The 9683-nt window shown below is 49.5% G+C and carries 2 protein-coding genes; both read left to right on the top strand.

What is annotated here, in order from left to right; translation table 11 throughout:
• Positions 1-1564, top strand: a 1564-nt coding sequence (locus tag BLL41_RS21935) for a condensation domain-containing protein (RefSeq protein ID WP_083428101.1), incomplete at its 5' end; no start/stop codon positions are given.
• 12 nt (positions 1565-1576) lie between these two features.
• Positions 1577-9683: surfactin non-ribosomal peptide synthetase SrfAB (gene srfAB / locus BLL41_RS23400; protein ID WP_071579414.1), on the top strand; the 8107-nt coding region annotated here is incomplete at its 3' end.

Genomic DNA, 9683 nt, shown 5'->3' on the forward strand with positions numbered 1-9683 from the left:
CTCGCTTGGCGGAGATTCCATCAAAGGAATTCAGATGGCGAGTCGCTTGAACCAGCACGGCTTGAAGCTGGAAATGAAAGATCTCTTCCAGCACCCGACGATCGAGGAGCTGACCCACTACGTAGAGCGTGCCGAAGGCAAACAGGCAGACCAAGGCCCGGTGGAGGGCGAAGTCATCCTGACGCCGATCCAGCGCTGGTTCTTTGAAAAGAACTTCACGAACCAGCACCACTGGAACCAATCGGTGATGCTTCACGCCAAGAAAGGCTTTGATCCTGAACGGGTGGAGAAAACATTGCAGGCGCTGATCCAGCATCATGACGCGCTCCGTATGGTTTACCGTGAGGGACAGGAAGATGTCATTCAATACAACAGAGGTCTTGAAGCTGCTTCCGCTCAATTGGAGGTCATCCAGATTGAGGGCCAAGCTGCAGATTACGAAGACCGTATAGAGAGAGAAGCGGAGCGTTTGCAAAGCAGCATCGACTTGCAGGAAGGCGGCTTGTTAAAAGCAGGCTTGTTCCAAGCGGAAGACGGAGACCACTTGCTTCTTGCCATTCATCACTTAGTGGTTGACGGCGTGTCGTGGCGGATTTTACTGGAGGATTTCGCCGCAGTATATACACAGCTTGAGCAAGGCAATGAACCGGTTCTCCCGCAGAAAACACATTCATTTGCAGAGTATGCAGAGAGATTGCAAGACTTCGCGAACTCCAAAGCCTTTTTGAAAGAAAAAGAGTATTGGAGACAGCTTGAAGAACAAGCAGTCGCGGCAAAGCTTCCGAAAGACCGCGAATCTGGTGATCAGCGAATGAAACATACAAAGACAATTGAATTCTCGCTGACTGCTGAAGAGACAGAACAGCTCACCACAAAGGTGCATGAGGCATATCACACAGAAATGAATGATATTTTGCTGACGGCATTCGGATTGGCAATGAAGGAGTGGACGGGTCAGGATCGAGTAAATGTTCATTTAGAGGGGCACGGACGTGAAGAAATCATAGAAGACCTGACCATTTCCCGCACAGTCGGCTGGTTTACAAGTATGTACCCAATGGTGCTCGATATGAAGCATGCGGATGATCTGGGCTACCAGCTGAAGCAAATGAAAGAAGATATCAGACATGTGCCGAATAAGGGAGTCGGATACGGCATTCTGCGCTATCTGACGGCACCGGAACATAAAGAAGATGTGGCGTTCTCGATTCAGCCGGATGTCAGCTTCAACTATTTAGGTCAGTTTGACGAAATGTCGGATGCAGGTTTGTTTACGAGATCAGAGCTGCCATCAGGACAGTCATTAAGCCCTGAAACAGAAAAACCGAATGCGCTGGATGTTGTCGGATATATCGAAAACGGAAAACTGACGATGTCACTGGCCTATCATTCTCTTGAATTTCATGAAAAAACAGTACAAACATTCAGTGACAGCTTTAAAGCGCATCTTCTCAGAATCATTGAACATTGCCTATCTCAAGACGGTACGGAACTGACCCCGAGTGATCTTGGTGACGACGATTTGACGCTGGATGAGCTGGATAAATTAATGGAAATTTTCTAATAGAGGTGGCATATGAGCAAAAAATCGATTCAAAAGGTGTACGCACTGACACCAATGCAGGAGGGAATGCTGTATCATGCGATGCTTGATCCGCATTCTTCCTCGTACTTCACACAATTAGAGCTTGGTATTCACGGCGCTTTTGATCTTGAAATCTTTGAGAAAAGCGTCAATGAACTGATTCGGTCATACGATATTCTCCGTACGGTATTTGTGCATCAGCAGCTGCAAAAACCGCGTCAGGTCGTGTTAGCGGAACGCAAAACAAAGGTGCATTATGAGGATATCAGTCATGCAGACGAGAACCGCCAGAAAGAGCACATTGAGCGTTACAAACAAGACGTTCAGCGCCAAGGCTTTAACCTGGCAAAAGACATATTGTTCAAGGTAGCGGTTTTCCGCCTTGATGCAGATAAGCTGTATCTTGTCTGGAGCAATCATCATATTATGATGGACGGCTGGAGCATGGGCGTCCTCATGAAAAGCCTGTTCCAAAACTATGAAGCGCTCAGAGCAGGAAGGACACCTGCAAACGGTCAAGGCAAGCCTTACTCCGATTACATCAAATGGCTTGGAAAACAGGACAATGAAGAAGCGGAGAGCTACTGGAGCGAGCGCTTGGCGGGTTTTGAACAGCCAAGCGTGCTCCCGGGCCGCCTGCCTGTGAAAAAAGACGAATACGTCAATAAAGAATATTCATTTACATGGGACGAAACACTGGTTGCCCGCATTCAGAAAACCGCAAACCTTCATCAAGTGACAGGGCCTAACCTATTTCAGGCCGTTTGGGGCATTGTTCTCAGCAAATACAACTTTACGGATGATGTGGTCTTCGGAACGGTCGTCTCGGGCCGGCCGTCTGAAATCAACGGAATTGAAACGATGGCGGGGCTGTTTATCAACACCATTCCAGTGCGGGTAAACGTTGAACGAGATGCTGCTTTCGCTGATATTTTCACAGCTGTTCAGCGACATGCAGTTGAAGCGGAGCGTTACGATTACGTGCCGCTCTATGAGATTCAAAAACGCTCAGCCCTTGATGGCAATCTCTTAAACCATTTGGTCGCGTTTGAAAATTATCCGCTTGATCAGGAGCTTGAAAATGGCAGCATGGAAGACCGCCTTGGGTTCTCGATCAAGGTAGAAAGCGCATTTGAACAAACGAGCTTCGATTTCAACCTGATTGTGTATCCAGGCAAAACGTGGACCGTCAAAATCAAATATAACGGCGCCGCCTTTGATTCCGCTTTTATCGAACGGACAGCGGAGCACCTTACCCGCATGATGAAAGCAGCTGTCGATCAGCCGGCCGCGTTTGTGCGTGAGTACGGGCTTGTGGGAGACGAAGAGCAGCGGCAAATTGTCGAGGTGTTTAACAGCACGAAAGCCGAACTCCCTGAAGGAATGGCTGTTCACCAAGTGTTTGAAGAGCAAGCGAAACGGACGCCGGCGAGCACTGCCGTTGAATATGAAGGAACCAAACTGACATATCGCGAGCTGAATGCCGCGGCCAATCGTCTGGCGAGAAAGCTGAATGAGCAAGGCCTTCAAAAAGGGGAAACAGTCGCGATTATGAACGACCGCTCAATAGAAACCGTTGTTGGCATGCTGGCTGTGTTAAAAGCAGGTGCCGCATATGTGCCGCTTGATCCAGCGCTTCCTGGGGATCGTCTTCGGTTCATGGCAGAGGACAGCTCGATTCGGATGGTATTGGCCGGAAAGACGTATGCAGAGCGGGCGCATCAGCTGAAGGTGCCGGTTCTTACACTGGACATAGGTTTGGATGAGAGCGAAACGGCTGACAATCTCAACCTGCCATCCGCCCCGTCCGACTTGGCATACATCATGTACACATCCGGTTCAACGGGCAAACCAAAAGGCGTCATGATCGAACATAAAAGCATTTTGCGTCTCGTTAAAAATGCCGGGTACGTTCCTGTTACTGAAGAGGACCGCATGGCGCAAACAGGAGCAGTCAGCTTTGATGCCGGAACGTTTGAAGTGTTCGGCGCACTGCTAAATGGCGCAGCGCTTTATCCGGTCAAAAAAGAGATACTGCTTGATGCGAAATCATTTGCAGCATTCCTGCGTGAGCAAAGCATCACAACCATGTGGCTGACATCACCTTTATTCAACCAGCTTGCCGCAAAGGATGCGGGTATGTTCGGCACACTGCGTCATTTAATCATCGGGGGAGACGCACTCGTTCCGCATATTGTCAGCAAAGTAAAACAGGCGTCGCCGTCGCTTTCATTGTGGAACGGATACGGCCCGACAGAAAACACGACGTTTTCAACCAGTTTTCTGATCGACCGTGAGTATGGCGGCTCTATCCCAATCGGGAAGCCGATCGGAAATTCCACTGCCTACATCATGGATGAGCAGCAATGCCTGCAGCCAATCGGCGCGCCTGGTGAGCTTTGCGTCGGCGGAATCGGTGTAGCGCGTGGGTATGTCAATCTCCCTGAGCTGTCAGAGAAGCAATTTCTCGAAGACCCGTTCAGACCGGGTGAGAGAATTTATCGCACTGGTGACTTGGCAAGATGGCTGCCGGACGGCAATATCGAATTTTTAGGCAGAATCGACAACCAAGTGAAGGTGCGCGGCTTCCGAATTGAGCTTGGCGAAATTGAAACAAAACTGAACATGGCTGAGCATGTGACAGAAGCCGCGGTGATCATCCGCAAGAACAAAGCAGACGAAAATGAAATTTGCGCGTACTTCACGGCGGATCGTGAAGTGGCTGTGAGTGAGCTGAGAAAAACACTGTCTCAGTCTTTGCCTGACTATATGGTCCCTGCCCACCTGATTCAAATGGACAGTCTGCCGCTCACGCCAAACGGGAAAATCAACAAAAAAGAACTGCCCGCGCCGCAATCAGAAGCCGTGCAGCCGGAATACGCAGCACCAGAAACAGAGAGTGAAAAGAAATTAGCGGAGATCTGGGAAGGAATACTCGGTGCCAAAGCAGGCGTTACCGATAACTTCTTTATGATTGGCGGCCATTCTTTGAAAGCGATGATGATGACGGCAAAAATCCAAGAGCATTTCCATAAGGAAGTACCGATTAAAGTGCTTTTTGAAAAGCCGACCATTCAAGAATTGGCGCTGTATTTGGACGAGAACGAAAGCAAGGAGGAGCAGACGTTTGAACCGATCAGGCAAGCACCTTATCAGCAGCATTATCCTGTATCCCCGGCCCAGCGGAGAATGTATATCCTCAATCAGCTTGGACAAGCAAACACAAGCTACAACGTCCCCGCTGTACTTTTGCTGGAGGGAGAAGTAGATAAAGACCGGCTTGAAAACGCGATGCAGCAATTAATCAACCGGCACGAAATCCTCCGTACATCGTTTGACATGATCGATGGAGAGGTTGTACAAACCGTTCATAAAAACATATTGTTCCAGCTGGAGGCTGCCAAAGGACGGGAAGAAGACGCGGAGGAAATGATCAGAGCGTTCGTTCAGCCGTTTGAATTAAATCGTGCGCCGCTCGTCCGTTCGAAGCTTGTCCAGCTGGAAGAAAATCGCCACCTGCTGCTCATTGATATGCATCATATTATCACTGACGGCAGTTCAACAGGCATTCTGATCGGCGATCTTGCCAAAATGTATCAAGGCGCTGATCTGGGGCTTCCGCAAATTCACTATAAAGATTACGCAGTTTGGCACAAAGAACACGCTGATTATCAAAAGGATGAGGCATACTGGCTTGATGTCTTTAAAGGCGAGCTGCCAATACTGGATCTTCCCGCGGATTTCGAGCGGCCTGCTGAGCGGAGCTTTGCGGGAGAACGCGTGATGTTCGGGCTTGATCAACAGATGACTGCTCAAATCAAGTCACTTTTAGCAGAAACGGATACGACAATGTACATGTTTTTGCTGGCGGCATTCAATGTACTCCTTTCTAAGTACGCGTCGCAGGATGATATCATTGTCGGCTCGCCGACAGCTGGCAGAACACATCCTGATCTGCAAGGTGTGCCGGGGATGTTTGTCAACACGGTAGCACTCAGAACGGCACCAGCGGGGGATAAAACCTTCGCGCAATTCCTTGAAGAGGTCAAAACAGCCAGTCTTCAAGCCTTCGAGCACCAGGGCTATCCGCTTGAGGAGCTGATTGAAAAGCTTCCTCTTACAAGGGATACAAGCAGAAGTCCGCTGTTCAGCGTGATGTTCAATATGCAGAATATGGAGATTCCTTCATTAAGATTAGGAGATTTGAAGATTTCCTCGTATTCCATGCTTCATCATGTTGCGAAATTTGATCTTTCCTTGGAAGCGGTCGAGCGTGAAGAGGATATCGGCCTAAGCTTTGACTATGCGACTGCCTTGTTTAAGGACGAGACGATCCGCCGCTGGAGCCGCCACTTTGTCAATATCATCAAAGCGGCCGCGGCTAATCCGAACGTTCGGCTGTCTGATGTAGATCTGCTTTCATCTGCAGAAACGGCTGCTTTGCTGGAAGAAAGACATATGACTCAAATTACTGAAGCAACCTTTGCAGCTCTTTTTGAAAAACAGGCCCAGCAAACACCTGACCATCCTGCGGTGAAGGCTGGCGGAAATCTGCTGACCTATCGCGAGCTTGATGAACAGGCGAACCAGCTGGCGCACCATCTTCGCACGCAAGGGGCAGAAAGTGAAGATATCGTGGCAATTGTCATGGACCGGTCAGCTGACGTGATGGTATCCATTCTTGGTGTTATGAAGGCGGGGGCAGCTTTCCTTCCGATTGATCCTGATACACCCGAAGAACGAATCCGTTATTCATTAGAGGACAGCGGAGCAAAAATTGCGGTCGTCAATGAAAGAAACATGACGGCTATTGGGCAGTATGAAGGGACAATCGTCAACCTTGATGAAGGTAAATGGAGAAATGAAAGCAAGGAGCGCCCATCATCCATTTCTGGGTCTCGCAATCTTGCATATGTCATTTATACGTCCGGTACGACCGGAAAGCCGAAGGGCGTGCAGATCGAGCATCGCAATCTGACAAACTATGTCTCTTGGTTTAGTGAAGAGGCGAGCCTGACGGAAAAGGATAAGACTGTATTGCTTTCCTCTTACGCATTTGACCTAGGCTATACGAGCATGTTCCCCGTGCTTCTGGGCGGGGGCGAGCTCCATATCATACAGAAGGAAACCTATACGGCGCCGGATGAAATAGCGCACTATATCAAGGAGCATGGGATCACATATATCAAACTGACACCGTCTCTCTTCCATACAATGGTGAACACATCCAGTTTTACAAAAGATGCGAACTTTGAATCCTTGCGTTTAATTGTTTTGGGAGGAGAAAAAATCATCCCGGCTGATGTTCTCGCCTTCCGCAGGATGTATGAACATACCGAATTTATCAATCACTACGGCCCGACAGAAGCAACGGTCGGCGCCATTGCCGGACGGATTGATCTGTCTGAGCCGGATGCATTTGCGAAACGCCCGACAATCGGAAAACCGATTGCAAATGCCGGCGCGCTTGTCTTAAATGAAGCATTGAAGCTTGTGCCGCCGGGAGCGAGCGGACAGCTCTATATTACGGGACAGGGGCTTGCGAGAGGATATCTCAACAGGCCTCAGCTGACAGCCGAGAGATTTGTGGAAAATCCGTATTCGCCGGGCAGCTTCATGTACAAAACCGGTGATGTCGTACGGAGACTTTCTGACGGTACGTTTGAATTTATCGGCCGGGCTGATGATCAGGTGAAAATCCGCGGCTACCGCATTGAGCCGAAAGAAATCGAAACGGTGATGCTCAGCCTCAGCGGAATTCAAGAAGCGGTTGTGCTAGCAGTTTCGGAGGGCGGTCTTCAAGAGCTTTGCGCGTATTATACGTCGGATCAAGCTATTGAAAAAGCAGAACTCCGGTACCAGCTTTCACAAACACTGCCGTCTCATATGATTCCTGCTTTCTTTGTGCAGGTTGACGCGATTCCGCTGACGGCAAACGGGAAAACCGACAGAAACGCTTTGCCGAAGCCGAACGCTGAACAATCCGCTGGCAAAACCTTGGCCGCACCGGAAACAGCGCTTGAAGAAAACTTATGCCGCATTTGGCAGAAAACGCTTGGCATAGAAGCCATCGGCATTGACGACAATTTTTTCGATTTAGGCGGCCATTCATTAAAAGGGATGATGCTGATTGCCAATATTCAGGCAGAATTGGAGAAAAGCGTACCGCTTAAAGCACTGTTCGAACAGCCGACTATTCGCCAGCTGGCGGCTTATATGGAGGTATCTGCTGTTTCAGACGGCCGCCAAGTCCTCAAACCGGCTGACAAACAGGCAATGTATCCATTGTCATCCGCACAGAAACGGATGTACGTGCTCAATCAGCTTGACCGTCAGACGATAAGCTACAACATGCCATCTGTTCTTCTAATGGAAGGAGAGCTTGATATTTCTCGCCTGCGCGACTCACTCAATCAGCTTGTGAACCGTCACGAATCATTGCGGACGTCATTTATGGAAGCCAATGGTGAGCCTGTTCAGCGCATCATTGAGGAGGCGGAGGTTGATCTTCATGTGTTTGAAGCGGAAGAAGACGAAGCGGACCAAAAGATTAAGGAATTTATCCGGCCATTCGACTTAAACGACGCACCGCTCATTCGCGCAGCTTTGCTTCGAATAGAAGCGAAAAAACATTTGCTGCTTTTAGATATGCATCACATCATCGCAGACGGCGTCTCAAGAGGCATTTTTGTAAAAGAATTGGCGCTGCTTTACAAAGGAGAGCAGCTTCCGGAGCCGGCGCTTCATTATAAAGATTTCGCCGTTTGGCAACATGAAGCTGAGCAAAAAGAACGGATGAAGGAGCATGAGTCGTATTGGCTGTCGGTTCTTTCAGGCGAGCTGCCAGAGCTTGATCTCCCGCTCGATTACGCCCGTCCGCCGGTGCAAAGCTTTAAAGGAGATACGATCCGTTTCCGGACGGGAAGTGAGACGGCAAAGGCGGTAGAAAAACTGCTTGCGGAAACCGGAACGACCTTGCACATGGTGCTCCATGCTGTTTTCCACGTCTTTTTAAGCAAAATTTCCGGACAGCGGGATATCGTCATCGGCTCCGTTACAGCAGGCCGGACGAATGCTGATGTCCAGGACATGCCGGGAATGTTCGTCAATACACTTGCCCTGAGAATGGAAGCGAAAGAACAGCAAACATTTGCGGAGCTTTTGGAGCAAGCGAAGCAGACGAACCTGTCAGCGCTTGAGCATCAGGAGTATCCGTTTGAAGATCTGGTTAATCAGCTAGATCTCCCTCGGGATATGAGCCGAAATCCAGTGTTTAATGTGATGGTGACGACAGAAAACCCCGATAAAGAACAGCTTACATTGCCAAATCTAAGCATTTCTCCTTATGAGGCTCATCAGGGAACTTCTAAGTTTGATCTGACATTGGGCGGATTTACTGATGAAAACGGGATTGGCTTGCAGCTCGAATATGCGACAGATCTGTTCACAAAAGAAACGGCTGAAAAATGGAGCGAATACGTTCTGCGGTTACTAAAGGCTGTTGCGGAAAACCCGAACCAGCCGCTTTCCAGCCTGTCACTAGTCACCGAGACAGAAAAACAAGCGCTTCTTGAGGCATGGAAGGGCAAAGCGCTGCCTGTGCCGACAGACAAAACGGTTCATCAGCTATTCGAAGAAACTGTCCAGCGTCACAAAGACCGCCCGGCTGTCACATACAACGGCCAATCTTGGACGTACGGCGAGCTGAATGCGAAGGCAAACCGTCTCGCGCGGATTCTGATGGACTACGGCATCAGCCCTGATGAGCGCGTCGGCGTTCTCACGAAGCCGTCGCTTGAAATGTCTGCCGCGGTGCTCGGCGTCTTAAAGGCGGGAGCGGCATTTGTTCCGATTGATCCTGACTACCCTGATCAGCGGATTGAGTATATTTTACAGGACAGCGGCGCGAAGCTTCTCTTGAAGCAAGAGGGGATTTCAGTGCCGGACAGCTATACGGGAGATGTCATTCTCCTCGACGGAAACCGCACGATTCTAAGCCTGCCGCTTGATGAAAACGACGAGGAAAATCCAGAGACCGCTGTAACCGCGGAGAACTTGGCGTACATGATTTACACGTCTGGAACGACCGGACAGCCGA

Origin of the sequence: Bacillus sp. FMQ74, assembly GCF_001875785.1 — a bacterium.
GTDB lineage: Bacteria > Bacillota > Bacilli > Bacillales > Bacillaceae > Bacillus > Bacillus stercoris.